Below are 23,881 nucleotides of genomic sequence, written 5' to 3'. Positions count from 1 at the left end.
TAAAGGTACTATATAATCGATGGCGCCTTTGTAATCTTAGCAACATGACCAGGCATGATTCAACCCCATATGGGGATTTACCTGGGCTTCTATGGATTGATTATATTCATGGCTCGGAAGTTCCGCTGCAAGCCGGATGTATTTGGCGGCCTTTTTCGGAGGCTTGCCCTGACCGGGAAATGCGTCTGGCCGGGTGGGAAGGCGTTTTTCCTCAGGGCAGCCTCTCCACCCGGAAGGAGGTGCGCCAGGGCGGGGCGGCGTGGCGTATGTACACCACGCCGCTGCCGCGCAGACCCAGGCTGCGCGCCTCGCGGTAGACGTAGATGATGGCGTCCCGGGCGCGGGCGCCCAGCTCCGCCCCGGCGTAGTGCACGTGCATTTCCAGGTCATGGGAATCGAGTCCCGCCAGTCTGCCCACCTTGCGGGCCTCCACCTTACAGCGCTTGGACTTGAGCATGAGCCAGTCGCCGGCCTCGCGCGCCCTGAGGCGGAGCTCCTCGCCCTCCTCGCCCAGACATTTCCCCGCCGTGCCCGTCTCCACCACGCAGTGCTGGGCGCGGCGCAGACAGTAATCGCCCACCTCCTCGGCCCGGATGCGCAGGTGCTTCGCCCTCAGCCCCGCGAAGTTGCCGATGCGACCAGCCCGGATGAGGAGGGGTCGCTCCGCGCTGCCCTCCGCCTGCATGCCCACGTAGTCCAGTCCGTCGGGGATCTTCATCTCCCCACCCCCCATGCGCGCGTGGGCCTCCATGGCCAGGCTGGTAATATATCCCACCGCCTCGCGCTGCCACTGCATGCGCAGGCGCAGGTAATCCTCGGAGGCCTCGCACATGAGTCGCTGGGCCAACTGCACCAGCTCGCGGTCATCGCGGGCCGGGACCGCCCGACGCACGCGGGCCTTGCTCAGCCGGTCGCGGGAGCGCAGGTTGAGGAAGAAGTCCTGGAGGGTGAACTCCTGGAAGCGCCGGCGGCGCGCCTCCTCCTCCCGGCGGTTGGCCTCAAGTATGTCCAGCAGGGACTCGGGATCGTTCTCGAAAACCGGCCTCGGGAGCTTCATCACGCATACAGCTCCTGTGCTTTCCCGGCCACGATGCGCACCAGGTCCTCCCCGCGCGAGACGGGGAAGATGTCGTATCCCGCCTGGCGCAGGATCTCCGCCTTCTCGCTGTAGGGCTGGTCGATGAGGAACACCGAGCCCGAGTTCTCCGGGTTGAGCTGCAGGGCCTCTCCCAGGTGGTAGGAGGCCTCCGCCACGTTGGTTATCTCCGCGTCGGAGATGAGGCAGAAATGCTTGGGACGGTGGGGCTCCAGGCCCGCCAGGTAGCGGAACTCCTGCACCGGGAAGACGGTGCCCCCTCCGTAATAGGTCACCAAGCCCTCCTCCACCCGGCGCACGTCCCAAACCGGCTCCACCACCAGGGAGCGCTGCTGGTCGGAATAGACCACCAAGCCCACCTTGGCGCCCAGGTTGCCCGCGCTGCGCGCCATCACGAAGCCCGCCAGCACGGCGTTGGCCACCTCCGAGGTGGGATTGGTCATGGAGCCCGAGGCATCGAGGATGATGATCACGTCCGGGGGCGTCTTGCGCCTCACCACCACCTCCATGGGCATCTTCTCCCACTGCTTGGTGGTGAGGGTGGGGATGGCCTTGCCGCAGGTGTACAGGGTGTAGGGCAGGTCCAAGCGCTCGAAGGGGTCGGCCATGCCCCAGGCCAGGGGGGCGTGCGGTATCTCCTCCCCCGCCTCGCTCTTCACGGGACGGAAGCGCACCTCGTAACGGCGGGAGAGGTCACGATAGTACCACACCAGGGCCTGGGTCTCGGTGCCCGCCCCGATGCCCCCCACCAGCTCCTTGAAGTCCTGCATGCCCATCTCCATGGCCAGGGAGCGCAGAGCCTCCTCGGGGGAGCGGGAGCGCATCTCGTCGATGCCGTGGTCCATGAGGCGGCTGTCGTCCATCTCTTGGGGGTCATCGTAGTATTTATGCAGGTAGCCCACCAGGAAGCGCACCTTCTCCTCCCAGGCGGCGGCGGCGAAGGGGCGGTCCAGGAGGCGCGAGGCCAGGCGGCCGGCGTCCTCGCGCATCTCCCGCGGCACCTTGCCGATGAGGGCGTTCTCGCAGTCCCACAGCTCCTCGAAACAGCAGAGGAGGAACTTCCACATCTTGCTCTGCTTCCAGCCGTGGGCCCTGTCCATGGCGTGGTAGAGGGAGATCATCTGCTCGCGCATGCCGTGGCGCGCGGCGTAAGTGACGTCCACCATGTCGCAGAAAAGGCGCTGGATGGAAAGGGCTTCCTGGTGGGTCACGGCCCTCCCCCTGTCCTTCACCTCCTCCAGGGCTAGTTTGGCGGAGGCGGTGAGGCGCAGGGAGGTGCGCATGTCGAAGGGGGCCAGGGCGTAGTGCAGGAGCTGGTAGACCACAACGGCTTCCAGGTTCTGGATACCGAGCCTCTCCATCACCTCGGGGACGTTGATGTACACGCGGTTCTCGGAAGGCTCCCAGATGCCGAACTCGCCGTTGAGCCTGGCGGCGTGGGGGTGCCCGGCGGGGTTGAGCACGAACTCCGGCTCCATGATGCGCGGGTAGCCGCAGAAGGCGCGGGCCCGCTCCAGCACCTCCTCCAGATCGACGCCCTGGATGCGCAAGGCTCCCTCACCTCGCGGTCTCACGCAGGATCTCGCGGTGGACCTGGCGCAGCATGGTGGCGATGGGGTACTTGGCGGGGGAGTCGTAACTCTTGAGCGACTCCAAGGCCTCCAGCACCAGGTCGGGGTTCACGGGCTGGTTCTTCACCGCCTGCTCGTAGAGCTCCAGCACCCCATCGAGGGTTTTGATCATGCGCCGGCTCTTGAGGTAGTGGTTGCGCGAGGTGGCGAAGAGGTCCTTTACCAGCGCGATGCGGTCGTTCATGAACTCCGGGCGCTCCGCCCAGGCGCGGTCGGTGGGGATGAGCTTGAACCACAGCACGTAGGGGACCACCGCCTCCACCTCCTCGAGCCCCGCCTTCTCGCGGCCCCGGAACCAGGCCAGGGCCTTGGCGTAGCGCTCGATGGTCTTGCCCGCGCGCACGCTCACCTCGTTCTCGGTCTTGTAGCAGATGTTCTCGGTGTTGTGGTAGTGGCAGCCGCCCAGGTGCCCGCCCCCGGCCATGCCCCCGTCGTCCACCTGGGAACAGAGCACGGGTGGCTTGACGAACCAGGCGAAGCCCTTGCTCTTGCGCTCGATGTCAGGGGAGGCGAGGGCGCAGCCGTTGAGCTCGGAGATGAAGTTGTAGAGGATGTAGAGGGCTTCGGGCTCCACCACCACCTCGGCGATCTCCCGGCGGATGGTCTCGAAGTCGGAGGAGGTGAGCTCCACGCCCATCTCGCGGCGCAGATGGGCCACATAGGCCTCCTCGTCGCCGGTGAGCTTGCGGTCCTCGCCTCCCTGGGCCATCTCCAGAAAATAGGGGTTGAGGGTGGGGGCGAAGACCCCCACGTCGATGCGGTCCAGGAAGGGCGGGGTGAGGTCGGATGAGGCGATGTCGCGGAAGTTGGCGGTGAGGAAGGTGACCCCTTCCGCGGCGTAGATCTTGGAGTCGCCGTAGACGGAGAAGCCGCGGTCCATCATCTCCAGGAGGTTGTTGGTGCGCCCGGGGGTGAGACGGTTGACCTCGTCCACCATGCGGAAGGGGGAGAGCATGAACTTGCGGGGGATGATGTCCTCCTCGCCGTCGCGCATGAGCTTGCCTAGGTGGGGGCGGCCGATCATCTTCTCCTCGGTCAGTTCGTGATGGCCGTGGATGGTGGCCTCATGGATGGCCTCCATGACCCTGAAGCCGCCGCGCCCGTCCCCGAAGGTCTCCTCCAGGAGGGTGCCGTGGACGAAGGCGCCCACGAACTCCGCCGAGGTGGTCTTACCCGAGCCCGGTGAGCCGTAGAGGATCATGGTGCCGTTGCGCAGCACCGAGGTGAGCAGAGCCAGGAGAAGGGGGGAGTTGTAACTCTCCTCGGCGAGCACGATGGTCTCGGTCTCGTTGAGGTTGAGCGGGATCTCCTTCTGCTCGCGGAAGCGGATGTCGTGGTTGAGGTTGATGTAAAGCCCGCTGTCCTCGATGGTGCGGTAGATCTGCTGCAGCTTGCGGTTAAGGTCGCTCATATCCCGTCGATCTCCTGTCTCCTTTCAGGGGCGCCTCCCCGACAACGCCGCCGCGGGCCGGGTCCGCCTCCAGGCCTCTGATATAATGATTCTACTCCATACCCGCCGGGGTGGGGGCAACGTCCGTCAATGGCTGGAGCTCGGGGCAGAAGGAGGTTTCCTTGGACAGCGAAAAGATCAAGAAGATCGCCAAGCAGCTCGCCGTCATGCACGCCGTGGAGTCGGTCATCGCCTACCGGGCCGCGAAGAAGAGGGGGAAGAACCCCAAGCTCTATTACCTGCTGACGTGGGTGTTCGGGGTGTTCGTGCTCGTGCCCCTGCTGCGCAAGCCCAAGCTGAGCAGGGAAGAGAGGAAGGCCCTCAGAGCGAAGGCCTGAGGCGAGGAAAGCCGGCATTTTTTCATCGCTCTCCATTATGGAGAAGCTCGCTGTTTTGGCCTTTCGTTTATTCCGTGCTTGTCCGGGTCGTGATTCGCCGGTGTAGTGGAGGAGAGGGATTTTGTATCACGATCTCTGGGGGCAGAGGAGCGGGCGACGGCGGAGGACCGGCTCGAGGGGTTGACGTGAGGACCTTTGTGCCGCGATCTCGGGAGAGCAACCGAGCTGGTGTGAAGGATCGGCATGACCAAGGGTTTGCCGATGGGGGGGTCTGTCGGCTTTCCGGGTGCCCGGGCGAATCCTGACCCGCGGATCGATAATATCCCGTATATCCCGGGCCCCAGGCGTGCCGCGATATCGGACCGGTGCGTGTGGGCCGGGCGATCCGCCGGATGTCGTTGTGCCCCTACGAAATCTGATCCCTCGAAAGATAATGTCCCATGTCCGGGGCTGACCCCATTAGCGGTGGGTTTCCAGCATGAGGCGGACCACGTCGCGGGAGTGCATGCGCGGCCCCAGGCCCAGCGCCTCGCGCGTCAGCTCGTCCGAGGCCGTCCAGCGGTAGCGGATGAAGTCCAGCATGCCGGAGGGCCCTTCGATGAGCGGCGCGTGCAGCTTCCACAATAGGTCTATGACCGGGTAGGCCACCTTGGCCGGCACCGGGATCACCGGCTTTCCGGCCATGCGCGCTATCTCCTCCGAGTTGACGACCCCCTCGCCCACGGCGTGGAAATAGCCCACCGCCTCCTTCTCCACCACGCGCAGGAAGACCTCCGCCACGTCGTCCTCGTGCACGAACTGCATGTCGGGCTTGACGCCGTCCACGGCGGGGAAGAAGGGCAGCCGGACGATGAAGCGCGACAGGTAGTTGTCCACGTTGGGCCCGTAGACGATGCAGGGGCGGACCACCGCCACCTTGGTATGCGGGTTCTCCTCCCTGAAGATGCGCACCAGCATCTCGGTCTCGTACTTGTCGGCGGCATAGGTGTAGTTGCGCTGCAGGCGCGGGTGGTCCTTTTCGGTCAGCCACTCCGGGTTGTCGGGGTGGGCGCCGAAGGCCGAGGTGGATGAGGCGATGACGAAATGCCGGGCCACGCATGCCGCGGTGGCCTTGAGCACGTTGCGGGTGCCGTTGACGTCGATGTCGTGCATGAGGGCGTCGTCGTGCAGGGGGTTGACGATGAAGGCCAGGTGCACCACCACCTCCACGTTGTTGAGGGTGAAGAGGTTCACCAGGGAGGGGTCGCGCACGTCCAGGCGGTGAAAGTCCATCTTGGGCGTGGAGTGGCGCGGGGGGTTGAGGTCCACCCCGATGATCCTGGTGACCTTTTCGCTCTCGTCCAGAAAACGCAGCAGGCGCGTGCCTATGTAACCCGAACATCCGGTGACGGCGACCACGGACATCTTTTCCTCCCTCCTCGTAGAAGCAGTTTAATAAAAAGTTAGCTTAAAAAGCGCACGCATTACAAGTGGATATAAATGACGGGACACCGTGTGGCCCGGGCCTGAGTAAAATAGTCAACTTAAAAAGCGCACGCATTACAAGCGCCGCCTTGAGTCGGCTCGGGCGCAGTCCCTGATGCCCCGCCTCTATCTTCTCGACGTCCTTCGCCTGGGAGGCCGCAGCGGGATCGTGGCAGGCGGGCTGAGCAACCGGGAGGTCAAACATCAACCCGTTCGTCCTGCCGCCCTAAAGAATTACCGGTTGGATCCTCGATCCTTTCGCCCCGAGTGGCGCCCACAGGGAAGTCGCGGCGCAAGAGCCTGCCGCATCATCACACCGCCCTCCCTGCATAGTATGGGCAGAGGAGGATCATGCATCAAAGCCCGCATATCTTTTATGTCGTCACGCTGCCCTTTTTCCGGCGCCGGGAAAGCGGGCAGAGGTCCCGCCGGGTCTCAGCGCGGCTGGGTGTTGACCGCGGGGTAGCCGCCGTGCTATAAGTTAGTTAATATTCACTAACCTTTTGTCCAGGAGGGGTCGCCACGGAAGAGATGACGGGCAAGGGCGAGCGCATGAGCGGAAGCGAGCGCAAGAGGCAGATCGTGCAGGCAGCCCTGGAGATAATGGCGGAGCAGGGCCTCGTGGGGACCACTACTAGGCGCATCGCGGAGAAGGTCGGGGTCTCCGAACCCGCCCTTTACAAGTACTTTCCCGGCAAGAAGGAACTCGTCCTCGAGGCTCTAGACGCCCTGGGGGAGCTCTTCTACGAGACCCTCTCCAGGGGGGCGGGGGAGAGCGGCGAGGTCACGGAGCGTATCTACCGCATGAGCGACGCTTATTACGAGTTCGTGATCACTCACCCCGACGAGTCCATGCTCCTCTTCGAGGCGGTCACGGGAGCGCGCGACCCGGACATCAGAGCCGCGCTCAGCGATAAGCTGGTAGGTTTTACCACCATCCTCTCCCTCATGTTCGAGGAGGGGAAGAAGGACGGGGTGGTGAGGAAGGACCTGGACACCACGGTGGCCGCGTGGCAGATCCTGTCCCTCGGGCTCACCCTGGCCTTTGCCTCCCTCATGGGCCTCAACGAGGTGCTGACGCGCGACAAAGCCCTCTTGGCGGTGCGGGAGGTCCTGGAAAACATAGTGAGCAATGCCTCATCCAGCAGAGAACATGACGGTGGTAGATCGAGAAAGGAGAGTGTGAGATGAAAGCTCTGGTCATGGGCGGCGGCATGGCGGGGCTGGCGACGGCCATCAACCTCCTCGACCTGGGGATCGAGGTGGAGCTGGTGGAGGCCGACGAGATCTTCGGCGGACGCGCCAGTTCCTGGAAGGACGAAGACGGGGACATGATCGACAACGCCCTGCACGTCTTCTTCCCCTACTACGCCAACCTCCTCAACTTCTTCAACAAGATGGGCATCGAGAAGAACATCCTCTGGAAGCAGACGGAGTTCTACTACATGCAGGAGGGGGGCAAGGACGCGGTGCTCAGGTTCGCCAACCTGCCCGCGCCCTTCCACGCCGCGGTGGCCTTCGGCTCCCTGCTGAAGTCCTACACCCGCGTGCCCAGGTGGAAGCTCCTCTTCACCGCCGGGGCCATGGGCGGGGCGGTGATGTACTCCGATCGCAAGCTGGAGAAGCTGGACGAGATATCCTTCGGGCAGTGGCTATGCCGCCGCGGGCCCAAGGACGCCCTGCTGCCCCTGGAGCCGGGGATCAACGGGCTCACCTTCACCCCCTCGTGGATGATCTCCGCCAAGGTGATGATCAACTGGTTCCGCAAGGTGGCCGCGGACCCGGACAGCGCGCGCGTGGGCTTCGCCAACGGCGGGCTGGGCGACATCTGGGTGGACACCTGCCTGGAGTACATCCACTCCAAGGGGGGCACCACCGCCCTCAAGAGCGCGGTGACCGCCATCAACCTCGAGGGCACCAGGGTGAAGAGCGTGACCGTTAACGGCGAGGAGAAGACCGCGGACCTCTACGTCTCCACCATGAGCCCCTACTCGCTGCGGCGCGTGCTGCCCAAGGAGGCCTTCCACTACGAGTACTTCCGCGACCTGTGGTTCTTCCACTACGCGCCCTCGCTCTCCCTGCAGATATGGTTCGACCGCAAGCTCACCGACGTGGACGTGACCTTCTTCTCCAACAACTGCATCTTCAACACCTACGCGGACCTCTCCAATGTGCTGCCGGACATCTTCAAGGGCGGCTCCATGTTCGAGATGGTGCTCTCCCCGGCGGACAATATCGAGGGGCTGCCGGACGAGGTGATCTTCGACATCGCCATCGAGCAGATCCGGGCCCTCTTCCCCACGGCACGCGAGGCGGAGGTGCGCAAGTACAAGGTGGTTCGCGAGCGGCAGGGCGTGTACCGCGCCTACCCGGGGATGGAGAAGCACCGCCCCTATCAGCGTTCCCCCATCGACAACCTCTACCTGGCGGGAGACTATACCAAGACCCACGTCTCCTCCGGCGGTATGGAGGCGGCCATCTGGACCGCCAATCACTGCGCGGAGGTCATCGCCCTGGACAAACTGGGCAAGACCCTCTCCCTGAACGTGGAGTGGAAGCCGAAGAAGGGTTTCACCCCCATCCTGAAGCCCGCCACCCAGGTAGGCGCGGCGCTGGGAGGGTTGGTGTTGGCCCGCGGCGCGCTGAAGCTGATCAAGGCATCCCGCTCTGCGTAGTGTCCGGCCCGACCGCCGCCTTCCCCGAAGGGTGGCGCGGGGCTGGGGCCCCGAAACCGCCCCGGCGCGATGGGAGGCCACGGGCGCGGGAGACGCGGCCGTGGAGGCGCATGGTCAGCAGGGAGATTGCAGCGGCGGCGGTTTTGGGGCGGAAAAGGCCTAGGGGAGGCAGAGTTTTGGTCAACGTTATGTCCCGGTTCCCTTCCCCCGAGGCCGGAAGAACGGAGGCGCGGCTCGGAGCCGCGCCTCCGCCTCGTCAGCGCCTCTTCCCTCCCGCGCAACGTCGCCTTCTTTGATCGCGCGCCAGGGTCAAGGTCTGTAAACGACCAGGCTTTACTCTTGAAAGAGCTGGCCTGAACGAGGCATCCGTTACCCGCGTCGAAGAATGAAGATCTGACCCCGATTAGTATATATAGAAGGTGCCGAGGGCCTTGGCCACCAGCTCCTCGCCGTTGCGCACCTCGGATTCCAGGACGGCTATGCGCTTGCGGCGGTCCACCACCACGCTCTCACATACCAGCCTGCCCTCTCTCACCGCTTTGAGATAGGTGATCTTTATCTCCACCGTGGCGCATAGCTCCTTCTCCTCCATGACCGAGTAGAGGGCGGCGCCCATGCCGAAATCCACCATGGAATAGATAGCCCCGCCGTGCAGCACCCCGTGAGGGTTGATAAGCTCCCGGCGTGCCTCCAGCTCGCAGCGGCTGCGTCCTTCGCCGTAGGCGGTAAAGACGATGCCCAACAGGTCTCCGAAGGGGTTGAATCCCTCCGGAGGCTCGAAGAACTCCTTCGGCATCGCGCCTCCCTTCCTCGCCTCCCGGTGGGCGCCTCCATTATCTCACAGGCCGGAAGGGCTGGGGGGACCTGCGGGGCGGAGGGCGGCATGGGGAAAAGCCCCTTCGCGCACCGCCGCCACATCCCGTTTGAAAGCCGCTATTTCGCGACCCGGTTGCCGAGGGGGCGCGGGACAGGGCGCCACGAGGATCATTTCCGCGGGGTGGGCTTTGGGGCGCCGTGGCCATTGCCCCGGGCGCGTATCGGAACCTCGACCCACCCGGAACGGGTATGGAGAGAGGTGCGCCCGATGCCCCGGGCGGGAAACGGAGTCTCCCTCTTTTGGCCGCCGCGGTATGCACTTTGGATGGATGCGCGGGAGCGGGGGTCTCCTTCATGCTGCGAAGAGGACAGGGAGCGGTCCGCCGCGCTCTCATGGATGAGAGGAGAAGCCCTTGAGGATCACCGATTCCAGCGTCTCCCTGCAGGCCGGGCATACCTTTTCGCGGGTCGAGGAGGCCCGCGAGAGCCTTCGTCTGCATCTCGCTTCCCCGCCTGCTTCGGGACGGCAGGCGGGCCGGATACCGGGTCCGGGGCGCGAGGCCATCCACCCGCATGCGGCCTCGAAAGCCCCGGGGGAGACCGAACACTCGCGTAGGGCGAAGAAGCCCTGCGAGCCGGAAAAGGCGGGGAGGCCTGATCTTGCGAGGCTGAAGAGCCTGGTGGAGAAGCTGGTGGAGATGGTGACCGGGAGACGCATCCGGATACGTACCGCGGAGCTCTTCCCCGGCGGTCAGGGCTACGTGGAGGAAAGTGATGCGGGAGGCGGCCCGGGAGGCGCGGGACCCGCGCAAAGCTCCCGCGGGGGTTGGGGCCTGGAGTACGAGTTCGCGAGGTATGAGAGGGAGAGCGAAACCACCTCTTTCAGCGCCGCGGGGGTGGTGAGAACCGCGGACGGCAGGGAGATCTTCTTCCGGCTGGAGCTGGTCATGCACAGGGAGTACGAGCACTACGAGAGCGCGCGTCTGCGCGTGGGGGAGGCGGCGGTCTCGGACCCGCTGGTGTTGAACCTCGACGGCTCCGCGGCGCGCCTCTCAGGGTTTAGGTTCGCGTTCGACCTGGACGCGGACGGCGTCGCGGATGATGTTCCCATGCTGGAGGCAGGCAGCGGCTTCCTGGTCCTGGACTTGGACGGCGACGGGTCTGTCACCAGCGGGAGGGAGATGTTCGGTCCGCTGTCGGGAGACGGCTTCGCGGAGCTCGCCACCCACGACATAGATGGTAATAACTGGATAGATGAGGCCGATCCCGTGTTCCGCGACCTGCGGGTATGGGTGAAGAACGGCGAGGAGGATTTCCTGCTCTCCCTCACCGACCTCGGTATAGGGGCCATTTTCCTCGGGCGCGCCGGCACCCCCTTCTCCCTCACGGACCCCGGCAACCAGGTACTGGGAAGGGTGAGGTCGAGCGGGTTATATCTGCGCGAGAACGGGACGCCCGGCGCGGTCCAACAACTGGATATGTCTCTCTGATCGGGATACAACGCGGGATCGGGCCGTCCCGCAAGGCCCGCCCCGCGTAGAGATAGAAAACCGGGCGGCACGGATGCCGCCCGGTCCCCCCAAAACCCCCCTACGCTTCGCTGCCGCGCTCCTCGCTCGCGCTCCAGCCACGGGGGCACGTGGCCTTTGCGTGCGCGACGGGGTGAGGACGTACTCCCTTCCCCATCGCTTCAGTACGCGCCGTTGGAGGACAGTATGGCTGAGAAGGTCCTGAGGATGATCTTGAAATCCTGCCACAGGGACCAGGTCTCGATATAGTAAAGGTCCAGTTTTACCATCTCGTCGAAGGGCAGGTCGCTGCGCCCGCTCACCTGCCAGAGGCCGGTGATGCCCGGCTTTACGTTCAGCCTCTGGGTCTGCCAGAACTTGTACTCCTTGACCTCCCTGGGAACGGGCGGCCTTGGCCCCACCAGGCTCATGTGCCCCGCCAGCACGTTGAAGATCTGCGGGAGCTCGTCGATGGAGAACTTGCGTATCCACTTCCCCACCCTCGTGACCCTGGGATCGTCGCTTATCTTGAAGAGGGGGCCTTCCGCCTGGTTGAGGTCGATCAGTTCGTCCTGCAGCTCCTCTGCGTTCACCACCATGGAGCGGAACTTCAGGCAGGTGAACGTCCTCTGGTTCTTTCCCACCCTCTCCTGGCGGAAAAAGACGGGGCCCGGCGAGTCGAGCTTGATGGCGATGGCGGTGATCAGCAGCAGCGGCCAGGTGATCAGCAAAGCCGCCGTGGCGAGCACGTAGTCCTCCAGGTCCTTGAGCAGCTTCCGGTATCCCGTGATCTTCTTATCGCGCAGCTTGATGAGGGGAATGCCGCCGATCTCGTTCACCTTTATCTCGTCGGTTATCACCTCGAAGAGCCGGGGCACGATGGAACATTCCACGCCCGCCCTGTTGCACCTCGAGGCGAGGTCGAGAAGCTGCTCGGAGCCGGTCCCGGAGAAGGCGATGATCACCTTCTCCACCTCGAACTCGCGGATGATGTCCTGCAGGTTGGCGATGCCGCCCAGCACCCGCAGGTCCTTGAGCTCGGGCTCCTGGAAGCGTCTGAAGAGAGGGTCATCGTCCACGAACCCCACCGGGCGGAGCCCGAAGGCCTCGTGGCGCACCAGCTTGCGCGCCACCTGCTTCCCCACCTTGCCCGCGCCCACGATGAGGGTGTTGCGCATGACCACGTCGTTGATGCCTGCCACCCTCAAAGAGAGCTGCAGGATCATGCGTCCCGTGAAGAGGCAGAGGATGGCGAGCGCCCAGAAGACGATGAGGTAACCCCGGGTGGACACGGAGGAGTCGAGGAAAAAGGACATCACGAGGAGAAAGACCAGATAGGCGTTGGTCGCTCCCACGATGCGGGGGATGCGGTCAAGGATGCGCACGCGGGTGCGCGGGTCGTACATACCGGCCACCTTGAGGGCCAGGAAGAGCACCGGGGAGGTGACCATGAGGGCCGCGATGACGCTGCCGTAGAAGACCGCTTCCTCGGGTGGGAAGGCGCGCACGAAGAAGGAGTTCTCGAAGCGCAACCAGTAGGCGACGGTGGCCGCGGTGAACACCGCCAATACGTCGGTCAGCAAGCGCGCCGTGATGCGCGCCGCCACCTCCGCGCGCCTGGATACAGGGCGCTCCAGCAGGCCGTATTCCGCCCCCGCGAGCAGGGCGTGCAGGTCCTCGTCCTGGATGCCCATCTCGGGCATCCCGGCGCCGCTCACCGGCAGGGCGGCTCGCGTCTCAGACAACCCGCTTTCTATCAATTGCCTGTCCATGCTCCCCCTCCAGCTTTGTCTCCGGCGCCGGCATGTTCACCAGGCGCCCCTTTTTCGTCGGCGTCGCATGACCTTGGGAAAAGCGCTCCCATGCTTGGCGTACGAATTCCTCCAGCCTGCGCTTGAAGACCTCCACGTCGAACTGCATAGCCCTGGCGCGTGCCTGGGCGGGGTCGAAGCGCCCGGGATCGAAATCCCTCACGCACCGGGCGAGGCATTCCGCGTCCTGGCGGTCGAAGAAGACCCCCGTCTTCCCCTCCGCCACCGTCTCCGTGGCTCCACCCGCGCGGTAGGCGATCACCGGACGCCCCGCTGCCATGGCCTCCAGGGGGACGATGCCGAAGTCCTCCTCCTGCGGGAATACCAGGGCCAGGCAGTGGGAGTAGAGCTCCGCCAGCTCCGCGTCGCTCACCCTGCCCAGGAACTCGATGTTCGGCCTGGCCGCAGCGCGCAGCCTCTCGAGCTCCGAGCCCGTGCCCGCGACCTTCAGGGGAAGTCCCAGGCGGTTGAAGGCCTCCACCGCCAGGTCGGCGCGCTTGTAGGGGATGAGTCTGCCCACCAGGAGGAAGTAATCATCGACCTTTTCGGAGATCCCGAGCCATGCGGTGTTCACGGGCGGGTAGATGACCTCGGCCTCGCGGCGGTAGTATTTCTCGATGCGCCGGGCCACGTGCCTGCTGATGGCCACGAAGCGGTCCACCCGGTCTGCGGCGCAGCGGTCCCAGACCCGCAGATAGCCGGTCATGTAGGGCATGACCGCCTTCACCAAGGGATTGAGGAAGCCGTAGCGGGGGTTCTCTAGGTAGTGGTGGTAACCGCTCCAGTAGTAACGAACGGGGGTGTAACAGTAGCAGATGTGCAGCGTCTCAGGACGTGTGATCACCCCCTTGGCCTCGGCGTGGCAGGAGGAGATAACCACGTCGAACTCCGAGAGGTCGAAACGCTCGAAGGCCACGGTGCGCAGCAGCGGGAAGGCCTGGTGCTTCTTCTTCGCCCCCGGCACCTTCTGCAGGAAAGAGGTGCGCACCTCCCTGTCCTGCAACTGGGGGAAATGCTCGGGGCAGAAGACGGAGGTATAGACGGGGGCTTCCGGGAAGACCTCGCACATGGCCATCAGAACCCGCTCAGCGCCCGCGAGATTTGTGAGCCAGTCGTGTACCAGCGCCAGCCTCATCGCTTTTCTGCCCGTCCTTGGCCTCCCGTGCGGCGCGCCATCGGCGATGCCGCAACTCGTCCTTCCCGGCGGATCCGTCCGTGGAGCGGGGTTTCCGGTTTTCCGGGGCGGTGAAAAAGACCAGGACATCTTTCGGGATGTTCAGGTAGGTTCTGGTTCAGGTTGTTCTACCCGAGTGAGTCTCGACCTTTTGTGTCCCGCTTTTTGTGTTCACGCACCCCCAGTTCGCACCCGCTCTAGTCCGCTCGCTTTCCCAGGGATAGTAATGTGTGCCTGCCCCGTCCTTCATCCCTGTAAACAAAATATATACCCCGAGCCCGCGCTATTCAAGTTACCTATGGGTAATGTCACACGATCACAACCGTTTTGTAACACCGGCGTAACATTAAGGGGAAGACCGACCTTTGGCGGGCGCATCCAGCGTGGAGGGCGCCCGGAGGAAGGGCTCCCCTCATCTGTTCGCCCGTGCGTTCCAGTGCCAGGGGTATCTGGAAAGAAAAGGCATCCTGCCCAGAGCCTCGTCCAGGGGGATGAGCGCTTTCTCCAGGGCGAAGAGTCGCAAGGGGCGCCCGACCATCTGCGAGAACGGGGAAATGATCCCCGGCAAGGATAGTGGCCTGGGAGGGCACCCGGAGGAAGGGCTCCCCTCATCTGTTCGCCCGTGCGTTCCAGTGCCAGGGGTATCTGGAAAGAAAAGGCATCCTGCCCAGAGCCTCGTCCAGGGGGATGAGCGCTTTCTCCAGGGCGAAGAGTCGCAAGGGGCGCCCGACCATCTGCGAGAGCTCGGTGCTCAGGAAAAAGATAGCTGCGGAGAAGTACCCCGCCGGCTGCAGCGCGATCTGCGTGAAACCCGCCTCCCTTAAAAGGGAGGCGAGGTCCCGCGCTGAGAACCCCTCCGTGAGCTTGTCCGCCTCCGAGACCATCTCCTCTCCCCCAACGGGGCCGCCCTTGAAGCGGCGCAGGGCCTTCAGCAGCACCTTGCCTGCGGGATAGATGGTGCGATTCTGCCAGTCGTTGGGCTCCGTCCCCAGGACCAGCATCCCCCCGGGCCGGAGGACGCGGTGCATCTCGCGCAGGGCGGCGAGGGGGTCGGGGAGGTGATGCAGGGAGGCGACCGCCAGCACGCCGTCGCAGCATCCGGATGCCAGGGGTAACCGCTCGGCGTCCGCGAGGAGATGGGCGGAGGACGCGCCGTAGCCGGAAGAGAGGTGGAGCTCCCGCGCCCGTGCGAGCTGTCCCGGCGCGATGTCCGTCTCCACCAGGCGGTAGCCCGCGCGCAGCAGCTCCAGCCCGTCGTGTCCCAGGCCGCAGCCCGTTTCCAGGATGATGGAACCCGGGGGGAGGGTGCGGAAATTGGCCAGGAAAGAGGCGTGGTAATGGCGGTAGAAGGGACTGCCGCACCAGGTGGCGTGCATCTGGAGGTAATAGTCCACCTTGCTGGTGTAATGCTCGCGCTCCGAGAGCTTGAGCGCGGATGAGCCCGGGGGGATGAGGTCGGGGAGACCTTCCGTCTCGCCGTAGGCGGTCCCGCAGCCGGAACAGGTGAGACCCGCGCCCTCCCGTTTCAGCTCGCCCCCGCAGGCGGGACAGCGCAAGATGCCCTCCAGGAGCCCGCCGCTCACGACACCGTCCCCTTTCCGCCCCCGTTCTCCGCCATGATCTTCCGCGCTTTCTCCCACCAGTGTCGGATGCCGAAAAGGCTCATCCACTGTCCCGGGTCCTCGCGGATCATCCTCTCTCCCGCCAGAGCCGCCTGCTGCATCACCGCCCTCACGTCGGCCTCCCGGTTTCCACTGCGCTCGTACCGCAGCGGAGGGTAGAGGATCAGCCTGCGCTCCAGGGGCCCGGCGCCGCGCAGGAGGGCGAAGGGCACGATGGGCGCCCCTGTCTCCAGCGCGAAGCGGGCGATGCCGTCGGCGAGGGCGGCCGGGCGGCCGAAGAGATCCACCACGCACGGCCCGTCCACGTCCAGGGCGATGGCCACCCGCTTGCCCTTTTCCAGGTGTCGGCGCACCTTTTCCCCCGTATCCCGGCCGGCCCAGAAGACGGGGCTCTCGCGGTCGCATCCCAGGATCTGCCCGAACACGGCCATCTCGGCCACGTAGCGGTGGAGGGGCGTGCTGTTGGGGTGGAACATCACCGGGGTGAAGGGCTTGCCCAGGCGGTTGAAGATCACCGGCGACAGGTCGTAGGAGCCGGTGTGGACGAAGAGCAGCAGGACCCCCCGGCCCTGCGACTCGGCCTCCTCGAGGTTCTCCATGCCCTCCACCCGCAGCTCCGCCATCATGCGCTCCCGGTGTTTCCAGAAGAGCGCCAGGTCCAGGATGGGCTTGAGGGCGGAGGCGCACACCCCGCGGCTGATGCGCTCCAGCTCGCGGTGCCCGAGGTCCTCCCCCAGGACCTCACCCGCCTTGGCCGCGAGCCTCGCGCCCATCCCGGGGAGGAGGCGCAGGACCGCGGTTCCTAAGAGGTCGTAGAGCGCATCCATGGCGGCCGGGGGCAGGATGCGGACGAGGAGCCTGGTGAGATAGACCAGAGTGAGAAGCGAGAGATCGACTACCGCCAGAAAACCGCTGCGCGCACCGCGCTTTTCCTCTCTCACCCGCGAGCCTCCTTTCCGCTTTCGGGGCGCGTGCTCCCGGATAGGTCGTGACTTCGGTCTCGCCTATAAGCCCGGGAGGGATGCCTTGCTCCATCGTAACCGAAGATCCAGGATATCACGACCCCCTTTTGCGGCACAGACAACCGTCCACTACCTCCTTTACGGGACCTATGACCGTCACCCTCGATTATCGGGGAACAACCGGGCGTTCTTTTAGGCCTGCGTTCCCGGCGTGCGCATCCTCGCCGCGCGGGGGAAGGCACGCGCCGATGCCCGTGCCGGTGCCTTCGGGAGGGACGCGCGAAGTCGTGAGAACGCGCGTCAGTAGGAGGGGAGAAGCCCCTGGATGATGGAGGTGGCCTCGTTGACCAGGGCGTTGGCCTCGTCGACCAGGGCCAGCTCTCCGGTGGCGATGGCCTGCAGGTAAAGGTCGCAGGCCTTTATGTACATGTCGAACACCTGCAGGGCCTGCTGGCGAAGGGGCTCCAGCTCCGGGGGCAGCTCGATGGAGGCCGCCTGGTTGCGGTAATAGACCAGGGATGACTTGGTGTTGGAGATCTCGTTGGCCATCTTCATGCCGGAGATGATGTCCTGCCCCATGGTCTGGATGTTGCGCTGCAGCGTCTGCATGTCCTCGAAGGTCCCCGCGGGGACGGCCGATTCTATGGCCTGGTAGCCGGAGGATCCCTCCAGCTCCTTCTCCCGCTGGGCGACCGCTTCCTTCTCCTTGTTGATCTGCTCCTCGTGCTCGGGGCTGTACCGGTCGATGTACTCCACGCGGTAGTTGGCGGCCTCGGAGGGGTCCACCCATGCCGTTTGGGTGTTGTCCTCCCACACGTGGTTGTCGATGGGGTCGCGCACGATGGTGCCGAAACGCACCTCTACCTTGCTGGGGTTGCTGACCATGAACACGATGGCCGCCGCCGCGGCGGCGGCCAGGATCATCCCGCATGAGAGCAGAGCGATCTTGGCGCCGCGGCCGAGCCCCAGGTACCATTCCCTGATCCTTTGCATGCCCATCCTCTTTCGTTGCCTCGCTTCCGGCGGGAGCCGCCGGCATCCTGCGGCCTCGTCGCCGGCCCCACCCGCAGTCCGCCTGCACCAGTATTCATCCAACATTTATTTTGCGGCAAGGTCCGGATCGCAGACAAGCCTCGGCGCCGGCCCCACCCGCAGTCCGCCTGCACCCTTGCCCTTTCCGGCCCGCGCATCGTCTCCATGCCTTCCGTGAGCGGTCATCGCCCGTGAAGCCCGCTCGGCCGTTTCCGGTCCGCGTTCGAGCTTCCCACGCACTGTTTTGACACCCGGACGGCAGTCCCGGTTCCCCTCGCCGTGAGCGTGCGCCGGATGGTAGATCATCCCATGGTAGCACGGGGCTCGCGGGGGTTCAATTTCGCGGCTTTTCAACGCGAGGGGCGGGCGGATCGAGGAGAGGCCGTGTCGGCTCAGGTCATCCCGACAAGCCCGGGATGAACGCCGCGCCTAGTCGTCACCGTTGGGTGGTCGCCTCGGACCGGAGGCATGCTCCCTCGTTCTACGCCCCCCAAGGAGGCCTCAACGGCAGCCCGTGTTCACCGAGCCGCCTTTCCTGCCGCCGCAGTCGAAATACATGGCGCGCTCGACGACCACCGGCACGCTGTTGGCGGAAAAGACGGTCACCGAGGCGTCGCCCGGTGCGGCGATGTCGTTGAGGAAGATGGTGGTCCGGGAACCGGGGGTGAGCACATAGGCGCGCGGCGAGGACATCCCGATGTTGCCCATGACCGCGAGGCGGATGTCGGCGGATTCGTAGGCGCTGGTGTTCTGGATGAGGATCCAGGTCTCGAAGCCGGGTCCGGTATATCCCTCTGCCAGGTCCCAGCGCTCCGCGGGCGAGGTGGCGCCCTCGCTGCAGTGGCCGCCGTCCCATATCCCCCGGTAGTCGAAGTACATGGCCCTCTCCGCCACCAAGCCTTCCCCTCCACAGCTCACCTTGATGGCCACCTCGCGGTCGGGGGCCTCACGGTTGACGTGCACCGAGAGGCGTCGGCATGCCCGCACCACGTAGTTGGCCCTCAGCTCGCTGCCGTCGGTGAAGCGGTAGTCCACGGTGGCGGTGCGGTCTTCAGGGGAGGGGTTGAAGAGGAGGAGCCATTCGTCGAAACCCGCTCCGGTATATCCCTCGGCGAAAAAGAGGGTGTTGGAGGGCTCCGGGGTGCCCATGGCGCAGTGGCCTCCCCGGCGGCCGCCGTAGTCGAAGTACATGGCCCTCTCCGCCACCGAGCCGCTGGCGGTCTCTACCTTCGCGGCCACGTTCTTACCGGGTGCCAGCTCGTTCACGTGCACCGTGAGCCGCGACGCCGGGAGCAGCCAGTATTCGTACGACTGTTCGTTGCCCGCTTCGTCGTAGAGGGTAAGGCGCGCCTGGTTGCTTTTGAACCAGGGGTTGAGCACCAGGATGTACTCGTCGAAGCCCGCGCCGGTGTATCCCTCCGCGAAGTACCAGGTGGTGGAGAGACCGGGGCTGCCGGAGGCGCAGTGACCGTCCGAGCGTCCCCCGCAGTCGAAATACATGGCGCGCTCCACCACCACTCCCACGTTGTTCTGCGAGGAGATGCAGGTGGAGACCTCGCGGTCGGGAAAGATGGCGTTGAGGTTCAGGGTAAGGCGGCAATGGGCGCCCAGGGTGTAGAACTCCTCCATGTAGCCGCCCCCGGGGTCCACGTATTCCGCGCGCAGGGAGGCCTCGCTCCCGTTGGGGTTCTGCACCAGGATGTAGGTCTGGAAGCCCGGCCCGGTATATCCCTCCGCGAGATACCATACCTTCTCTCCCCCGGGCTCCGGGGGGTTCCAGGTCCCGTCTTCCGGAGCCGGCTCCGGGCCTGGCTCCGGCTCCGGCTCCGGCTGCGGGGCGCTGACGGCGAGAGCTGCGAAGGCGTCCACCTTGCCGTGGCCGTAGAGTTCGTCGATACCCGCGGCGCCCAGGTCCACGGCGCCGCTTTCCAGCGCCTCTTTCACCTGGGCGGGGGTATATCCGGGGTTGGCGGCCAGGACGAGAGAGGCGCAGCCGGCCACCACCGGGGAGGCCATGGAGGTGCCGCTCATCTTGCCGTAGGAACCGGGGATGGTGGAGAGGATGGACACGCCCGGTGCGGTGAGGTCCAGCTCCGGACCCCGATTGGAAAAATATGCTATTTTGTCATTGGAATCCAGCGCCCCCACCGCGACCACCCTGTCGAAGGCGGCGGGGTAGTTGACGCTCGACCCGCTGTTGCCGGAGGCGGCGACGACGAGGACGCCCTTGTTCCAGGCGTAGTTCACCGCCTCGGCCAGGGTATAGGAGTAGTCCGGGCTGCCCAGGCTGAGGTTGATGACCTTCGCCCCGTGATCGGCGGCGTAGCGTATGCCTGCCGCCACGTCCGAGTCGTACCCCGCCCCCTGGGCGTTGAGGACCTTGACGGGGAGCACCCGCGCCTTCCAGTCCATGCCCGCCACTCCGGTGGAGTTGTTGCCCACGGCGGCGGCGATACCGGCGACGTGGGTGCCGTGGCCGTGATCGTCCATGGGATCCGAGCTGCGGTCCACGAAGTTGTATCCGGCCACGCACTTGTCCTTGAGGTCCGGGTGGTTGTAATCGACCCCCGTGTCCACCACCGCTATGGTCACCCCGCTGGAACCGGTGGTCAGGTCCCAGGCCCGCGGGGCGGAGACGGCAAACAGGTGCCACTGCTCCCCGTAACGGGGGTCGTTGGGATCCGCGGAGATCCTGACCACGTGGTCGTCCTCCACGAAGGCCGTGAAGGGGAGGGATGAGAGCAGCTCCTTCAGGCGCGGGAGATCCGGCACCGCGGAGAGGCGGAGGCGCGCCACGCCGGGGAGGACGAGCTCCGGTCCCTCCCAACCGTAAAGCCCCGCCGCCTTCTCCACCGCCGCGCGCAGCGCCTGCAGCTCGGCGGCGCCAGGCGCCTCCCGGAAGCCCACCAGGATACGCGCCGCCGTGCCCTCCGTCCCTGCCCGGGGAGCCGAGGCGCAGGGCAGGGCGGGAACGAGGAGGACGAGGGCGGCGAGGATGAGGGTGAGCGCGGGGAAGAGCCAGCTCATAGGGCGATATCGTGACCTCACCGTTCGCACACCTCTTCACGCCACAAGACGAAAAAGCCTTTTGTGAGCAACGTTTTTGCGCTCTTCCCCGCATTCTGATAATCGGACGCCGGGAGGGCCGGCTTGAGGCGGCGGGGGTTGAATCCCCGCTGACAGGAGGTTGATTCCCCGGCGTGAGAGGTCCTCCGCGGTGCGCTCGATCGCGGCCTCGCCTGCATCCTCGCCGGCATGGGGTGCATTCTCCGCCGGTATGTGATCGATGGGCTCGCCATGGTGCCGCGCCCCTGCGGCGGCGACCGGGTTCCCGGCCGCCCGGGCAAGGGCTGGTTAACCTGGTGCCCCCGCGGCTGAGGAGGGTCATGGCGGGGGGCCGCTCCAGGTAATAACCTGTGTTCATGGAGAGCGCGGCCCGGGAGGACCGGCATACCGGGGAGAGGTTGGGCGGGCTCCGAAAGAAATGCAGCGGGAGGCGAGCGCAGGCAGGGGACGAGGATGGATCCCGACGGCTCTCCGAGCGGGACCGAAAGAGTAAGGCAACGGGAGGCGGGTGTAAATGCCCATAGTGAGATACAGGTGCGAGGAGTGCGGGAACCGTTTCGAGGCCTTCGTCCGCCGCCTGGACGAGGCGGAAGAGGCGCCGGGTTGCGAAAGATGCGGCTCCCGTAAGGTCAAGAGCGCGTTCACGGTGATCGGGGAGGGCGGGCCTAGGGGTTCCGTGCCGGCGCCGGTATGCGAGGACTGCGCCACGTGCGCCTCGCGCGGCGGTTGTGCCGTGCGCGCGGCGTGCGTTTCGAGGTAGGAAGGTCAGAGAAAGACGGACGAGGCGAGGTGTTGAAGAGATGCCCATCTTCGAGTACAGGTGCGAGGAGTGCGGGAACCGTTTCGACGCTTTTTTCCGGCATGCCGAGGAGAGCGAGGAAAAGCCCCCGGCTTGTGGGAAGTGCGGCTCCGGCCGGGTGAAGAAGCTGTTTTCCGTCCTCGGCCTCGGGGGCTCGGGGCGAGCATCGCAGGCGGACGCATGCGGCACCCGCTCCACGTGACGTCCCTGGTAGGGTCCGGTCGGACCCGCGGGGAGAAAACAGGAGAGAGGAGCTCGGGGCGAGCATCGCAGGCGGACGCATGCGGCACCCGCTCCACGTGACGTCCCTGGTAGGGTCCGGTCGGACCCGCGGGGAGAAAACAGGAGAGAGGAGCTCGGGGCGAGCATCGCAGGCGGACGCATGCGGCACCCGCTCCACGTGACGTCCCTGGTAGGGTCCGGTCGGACCCGCGGGGAGAAAACAGGAGAGAGGAGCTCGGGGCGAGCATCGCAGGCGGACGCATGCGGCACCCGCTCCACGTGACGTCCCTGGTAGGGTCCGGTCGGACCCAGTGCAAGAAGAGAAGGGACAGGCGGAGATGGCGGGGGTGACCTGGGCCGCTTTATAGGGTTGGCGAGGAATCTCATGGAAGGATATTTACGACATTTTCGGGCGACGGCCGGGTCATGCTCCCAGAAATGCCGAGGGGGTCATGTGCCGTGGAATGGTTGATACCGCTGCTGGTCATCGTGGCCTGGGTGGTGGTGAGCGGCTTCCTGCTGCCCAGGTTGGGGGTGCCGACTTGAATCTCGGAGGGGTGCCGCGTGCGGCGCGAGGAACCGGGATGCGAGGCGGAACCCGGTGCGGGCGAGGGAAGGGCCCCCAGCGGTGACCCGGAGGGGGGCTGAGCCCGCGGTGGGATAAGGGCGGCTTTTCTCCCCGCTTTCCGCGCGGGTCACGGAGCCGCAGACCAGCGGGCCGCGAGGGTCGGCCAGAGTTTCCGTTTACGGGAACGGTCAATGCGCTGGCCCGGACCCTTATGCTTGCGGGGAGATGATCGGGCTACAAGGGAGGTTGAGGCAGCCTCCCGGTCACCGTGCCGGCTGCAGGCCTCTCAGCTGCGCAGGGCCGCCTCGGCGGCGTCGATGCCCGAGCGCAGGGAGCCGTCCACCGAGGGCATGTTCAGGTATTCTCCCGCCAGGAAGAGCCCCTTGACGTCGCGGTAATGGTCGCGCTTCAGGCGGCAGATCTCCCGCAGCATCCCGGGAGGTGAGAGGCAGACCGCCTCGTCCCAGCGGTAGATCTCGGAGATGTAGGGCTCCTCGGGCATGGAGGGGATGAAGCGCCTGATCTCTCCCTTGAGGCGCTTGAAGACCTCGGCGTCGGACATGGCGTTGAGCTCGAAGGCGTGCCTGCCGAAGGTGAAGCAGTGCACCATCCCCCCGCCCGGGGGGGCATAGTGCGGCGACTTGATGGAGTTGTCCGTGAACCCGGCCATGGAGGTGCCGGCCAGTCGGGGCAGCCCCACCGCGTACCAGCCCTCGGGCAGGAGGCGCTTCTCCAGCCCGAACATGACGTGGCAGCAAGCGCTGTAGGTCACCTTTTCCAGGGAGCGGCGCATTCCCTCGGGGAGATCGGGCATGAGCTCGAGGGCGCGGGTGGCGGTGACGGAGCAGATCACCGCGTCCGCGTCCATGAAGCCCTCCGCGGTCTCAACGCCTTTTACCGCGCCGCCCTCGATGACCACGCGCTTCACGGGGGAGGAAAGGCGCACGCTGTCGCGGCATTCCTCGTACAAGCGCTCGGCGAGGGTGCCTATGCCGCGCTTAAGGGTGAACAGCCCGTTGAGAGAGTACCATACCAGGGTCAGGCCGTATCCCGCTCCCACCTCCTCGGGTTCCCCCAGGGTCAGGCAAGAGGCCACCGGCTGCAGGAAATACTCCAGGACCTCCTCGCCCCCCCGCCGCTTAGCCAGGTCGGCCAGGCTCTCGTCGTCGAGGTCCAGCATATTCTGGAAGTCGATGAAGTGGAGGTCGCGGCGCCGCTTGAGGATGATGGGCATGATGCGCGCCACCTGCAGCATCCCGCGGGGGGAGAAGAGACGGAAACGCAGCAGGTCAGCGCGGTCGCGCCACAGCGCCAGGGGGTTCAACCCGGCAGTGATGGGATTGAGCCTGCCGTTTTTCCATATGGCCACCTTGAAGGGAAAGGGAACGATGTCGTTGCCCAGCCCGAGCTCGCGGCAGATGCCGAAGGTGGTGTCATAGAACTTGAAGAAGAACTGCGCGCCCAGGTCCATGGTGTAGCCGTCCCGGCGCGCCCCTACGATGCGTCCTCCCGCGGTCTCCTTGGCCTCGAGGGCCAGCACCTCGACGCCCCTTTTGCGCAGGGTATGGGTGGCGGCAAGGCCGGAGGTTCCCGCTCCGATCACGATAACCTTCATCGTCTCCCTCCCGAATAAAGAATACTGCGACT

At 65.5% G+C, this 23,881-nt stretch carries 18 protein-coding genes; 6 read left to right on the top strand and 12 right to left on the bottom strand.

Translation table 11 applies throughout. The features are described 5' to 3' along the window. Positions 1-211 precede the first annotated feature (211 nt). The 3 genes from H5T74_10380 to H5T74_10370 are packed head-to-tail and all read right to left on the bottom strand — an operon-like array spanning position 212 to position 4,138. A complete protein-coding gene (locus tag H5T74_10380) occupies positions 212-1,060 on the bottom strand; it encodes a hypothetical protein (GenBank protein MBC7230782.1) in 849 nt (282 codons plus the stop codon). Further along, the gene (locus tag H5T74_10375) at positions 1,057-2,646 is read right to left on the bottom strand and encodes a VWA domain-containing protein (protein ID MBC7230781.1); all 1,590 of its coding nucleotides are present in this window, start codon (positions 2,644-2,646) and stop codon (positions 1,057-1,059) included. Before H5T74_10375 ends, H5T74_10380 begins: the two co-directional genes overlap by 4 nt. A gap of 7 nt (positions 2,647-2,653) precedes the next feature. Then, on the bottom strand, positions 2,654-4,138 hold the full coding sequence (locus H5T74_10370; GenBank protein ID MBC7230780.1) for a hypothetical protein: 1,485 nt from the start codon (positions 4,136-4,138) through the stop codon (positions 2,654-2,656). 161 nt (positions 4,139-4,299) lie between these two features. Between H5T74_10370 and H5T74_10365 the strand changes: the two genes are divergently transcribed. Continuing rightward, positions 4,300-4,515, top strand: a complete 216-nt coding sequence (locus H5T74_10365) for a DUF4499 domain-containing protein (GenBank protein ID MBC7230779.1) — start codon at positions 4,300-4,302, stop codon at positions 4,513-4,515. 459 nt (positions 4,516-4,974) lie between these two features. Here the strand turns inward: H5T74_10365 and H5T74_10360 are convergent, their stop codons facing one another. Next, positions 4,975-5,919, bottom strand: coding sequence for an NAD-dependent epimerase/dehydratase family protein (locus tag H5T74_10360; protein ID MBC7230778.1), 945 nt, complete (start codon positions 5,917-5,919; stop codon positions 4,975-4,977). Between the two features lie 591 nt (positions 5,920-6,510). Between H5T74_10360 and H5T74_10355 the strand changes: the two genes are divergently transcribed. Further along, positions 6,511-7,170, top strand: coding sequence for a TetR/AcrR family transcriptional regulator (locus H5T74_10355; GenBank protein MBC7230777.1), 660 nt, complete (start codon positions 6,511-6,513; stop codon positions 7,168-7,170). Then, positions 7,167-8,654: an FAD-dependent oxidoreductase gene (locus H5T74_10350; protein MBC7230776.1), complete on the top strand. Its 1,488-nt coding sequence runs from the start codon at positions 7,167-7,169 to the stop codon at positions 8,652-8,654. Before H5T74_10355 ends, H5T74_10350 begins: the two co-directional genes overlap by 4 nt. A 403-nt stretch (positions 8,655-9,057) precedes the next feature. Here the strand turns inward: H5T74_10350 and H5T74_10345 are convergent, their stop codons facing one another. Next, a complete protein-coding gene (locus H5T74_10345) occupies positions 9,058-9,450 on the bottom strand; it encodes a PaaI family thioesterase (GenBank protein ID MBC7230775.1) in 393 nt (130 codons plus the stop codon). A gap of 433 nt (positions 9,451-9,883) precedes the next feature. On the opposite strand from H5T74_10345, the gene H5T74_10340 reads away from it, so the two are divergent. Further along, positions 9,884-10,960, top strand: coding sequence for a hypothetical protein (locus H5T74_10340; protein ID MBC7230774.1), 1,077 nt, complete (start codon positions 9,884-9,886; stop codon positions 10,958-10,960). Positions 10,961-11,160: 200 nt separating this feature from the next. On the opposite strand, the gene H5T74_10335 is transcribed toward H5T74_10340, so the two are convergent. The 6 genes from H5T74_10335 to H5T74_10310 all read right to left on the bottom strand — a co-directional run bounded on the left by H5T74_10335 (position 11,161) and on the right by H5T74_10310 (position 20,627). Then, the gene (locus H5T74_10335) at positions 11,161-12,750 is read right to left on the bottom strand and encodes a sugar transferase (protein MBC7230773.1); all 1,590 of its coding nucleotides are present in this window, start codon (positions 12,748-12,750) and stop codon (positions 11,161-11,163) included. Continuing rightward, the gene (locus H5T74_10330) at positions 12,716-13,924 is read right to left on the bottom strand and encodes a glycosyltransferase (protein MBC7230772.1); all 1,209 of its coding nucleotides are present in this window, start codon (positions 13,922-13,924) and stop codon (positions 12,716-12,718) included. Before H5T74_10330 ends, H5T74_10335 begins: the two co-directional genes overlap by 35 nt. Positions 13,925-14,571: 647 nt before the next feature. Further along, positions 14,572-15,339, bottom strand: coding sequence for a methyltransferase domain-containing protein (locus H5T74_10325; protein ID MBC7230771.1), 768 nt, complete (start codon positions 15,337-15,339; stop codon positions 14,572-14,574). Positions 15,340-15,542: 203 nt separating this feature from the next. Further along, positions 15,543-16,526, bottom strand: coding sequence for a hypothetical protein (locus H5T74_10320; GenBank protein MBC7230770.1), 984 nt, complete (start codon positions 16,524-16,526; stop codon positions 15,543-15,545). A gap of 321 nt (positions 16,527-16,847) precedes the next feature. Next, entirely contained in the window at positions 16,848-17,540 is a 693-nt protein-coding gene (locus tag H5T74_10315; GenBank protein ID MBC7230769.1) for a hypothetical protein, read from the bottom strand. 540 nt (positions 17,541-18,080) lie between these two features. Continuing rightward, a complete protein-coding gene (locus H5T74_10310; GenBank protein ID MBC7230768.1) occupies positions 18,081-20,627 on the bottom strand; it encodes a peptidase S8 in 2,547 nt (848 codons plus the stop codon). Between the two features lie 532 nt (positions 20,628-21,159). On the opposite strand from H5T74_10310, the gene H5T74_10305 reads away from it, so the two are divergent. Next, positions 21,160-21,405, top strand: a complete 246-nt coding sequence (locus tag H5T74_10305) for a zinc ribbon domain-containing protein (GenBank protein ID MBC7230767.1) — start codon at positions 21,160-21,162, stop codon at positions 21,403-21,405. A 40-nt stretch (positions 21,406-21,445) separates the two neighbouring features. Beyond that, complete coding sequence (locus H5T74_10300; protein ID MBC7230766.1) at positions 21,446-21,646, top strand: zinc ribbon domain-containing protein; 201 nt, start codon at positions 21,446-21,448, stop codon at positions 21,644-21,646. 874 nt (positions 21,647-22,520) lie between these two features. Here the strand turns inward: H5T74_10300 and H5T74_10295 are convergent. After that, on the bottom strand, positions 22,521-23,849 hold the full coding sequence (locus H5T74_10295; protein ID MBC7230765.1) for an FAD-dependent oxidoreductase: 1,329 nt from the start codon (positions 23,847-23,849) through the stop codon (positions 22,521-22,523). Positions 23,850-23,881 lie beyond the last annotated feature (32 nt).

It is taken from the genome of Actinomycetota bacterium, from assembly GCA_014360645.1.
In the GTDB taxonomy this organism is placed as follows: Bacteria; Actinomycetota; Geothermincolia; order Geothermincolales; family RBG-13-55-18; genus Solincola_B.
This window is presented reverse-complemented; position numbering and strand designations above follow the sequence as displayed.

Bases quoted from the DNA above. Each gene is read 5' to 3' on its own strand.
- H5T74_10300 (MBC7230766.1), top strand. From the start codon at position 21,446: ATGCCCATCTTCGAGTACAGGTGCGAGGAGTGCGGGAACCGTTTCGAC.
- H5T74_10295 (MBC7230765.1), bottom strand. From the start codon at position 23,849: ATGAAGGTTATCGTGATCGGAGCGGGAACCTCCGGCCTTGCCGCCACC.
- H5T74_10345 (MBC7230775.1), bottom strand. From the start codon at position 9,450: ATGCCGAAGGAGTTCTTCGAGCCTCCGGAGGGATTCAACCCCTTCGGA.
- H5T74_10370 (MBC7230780.1), bottom strand. From the start codon at position 4,138: ATGAGCGACCTTAACCGCAAGCTGCAGCAGATCTACCGCACCATCGAG.
- H5T74_10360 (MBC7230778.1), bottom strand. From the start codon at position 5,919: ATGTCCGTGGTCGCCGTCACCGGATGTTCGGGTTACATAGGCACGCGC.
- H5T74_10355 (MBC7230777.1), top strand. From the start codon at position 6,511: ATGACGGGCAAGGGCGAGCGCATGAGCGGAAGCGAGCGCAAGAGGCAG.
- H5T74_10330 (MBC7230772.1), bottom strand. From the start codon at position 13,924: ATGAGGCTGGCGCTGGTACACGACTGGCTCACAAATCTCGCGGGCGCT.
- H5T74_10335 (MBC7230773.1), bottom strand. From the start codon at position 12,750: ATGGACAGGCAATTGATAGAAAGCGGGTTGTCTGAGACGCGAGCCGCC.
- H5T74_10305 (MBC7230767.1), top strand. From the start codon at position 21,160: ATGCCCATAGTGAGATACAGGTGCGAGGAGTGCGGGAACCGTTTCGAG.
- H5T74_10315 (MBC7230769.1), bottom strand. From the start codon at position 17,540: ATGCAAAGGATCAGGGAATGGTACCTGGGGCTCGGCCGCGGCGCCAAG.
- H5T74_10350 (MBC7230776.1), top strand. From the start codon at position 7,167: ATGAAAGCTCTGGTCATGGGCGGCGGCATGGCGGGGCTGGCGACGGCC.
- H5T74_10325 (MBC7230771.1), bottom strand. From the start codon at position 15,339: ATGCACGCCACCTGGTGCGGCAGTCCCTTCTACCGCCATTACCACGCC.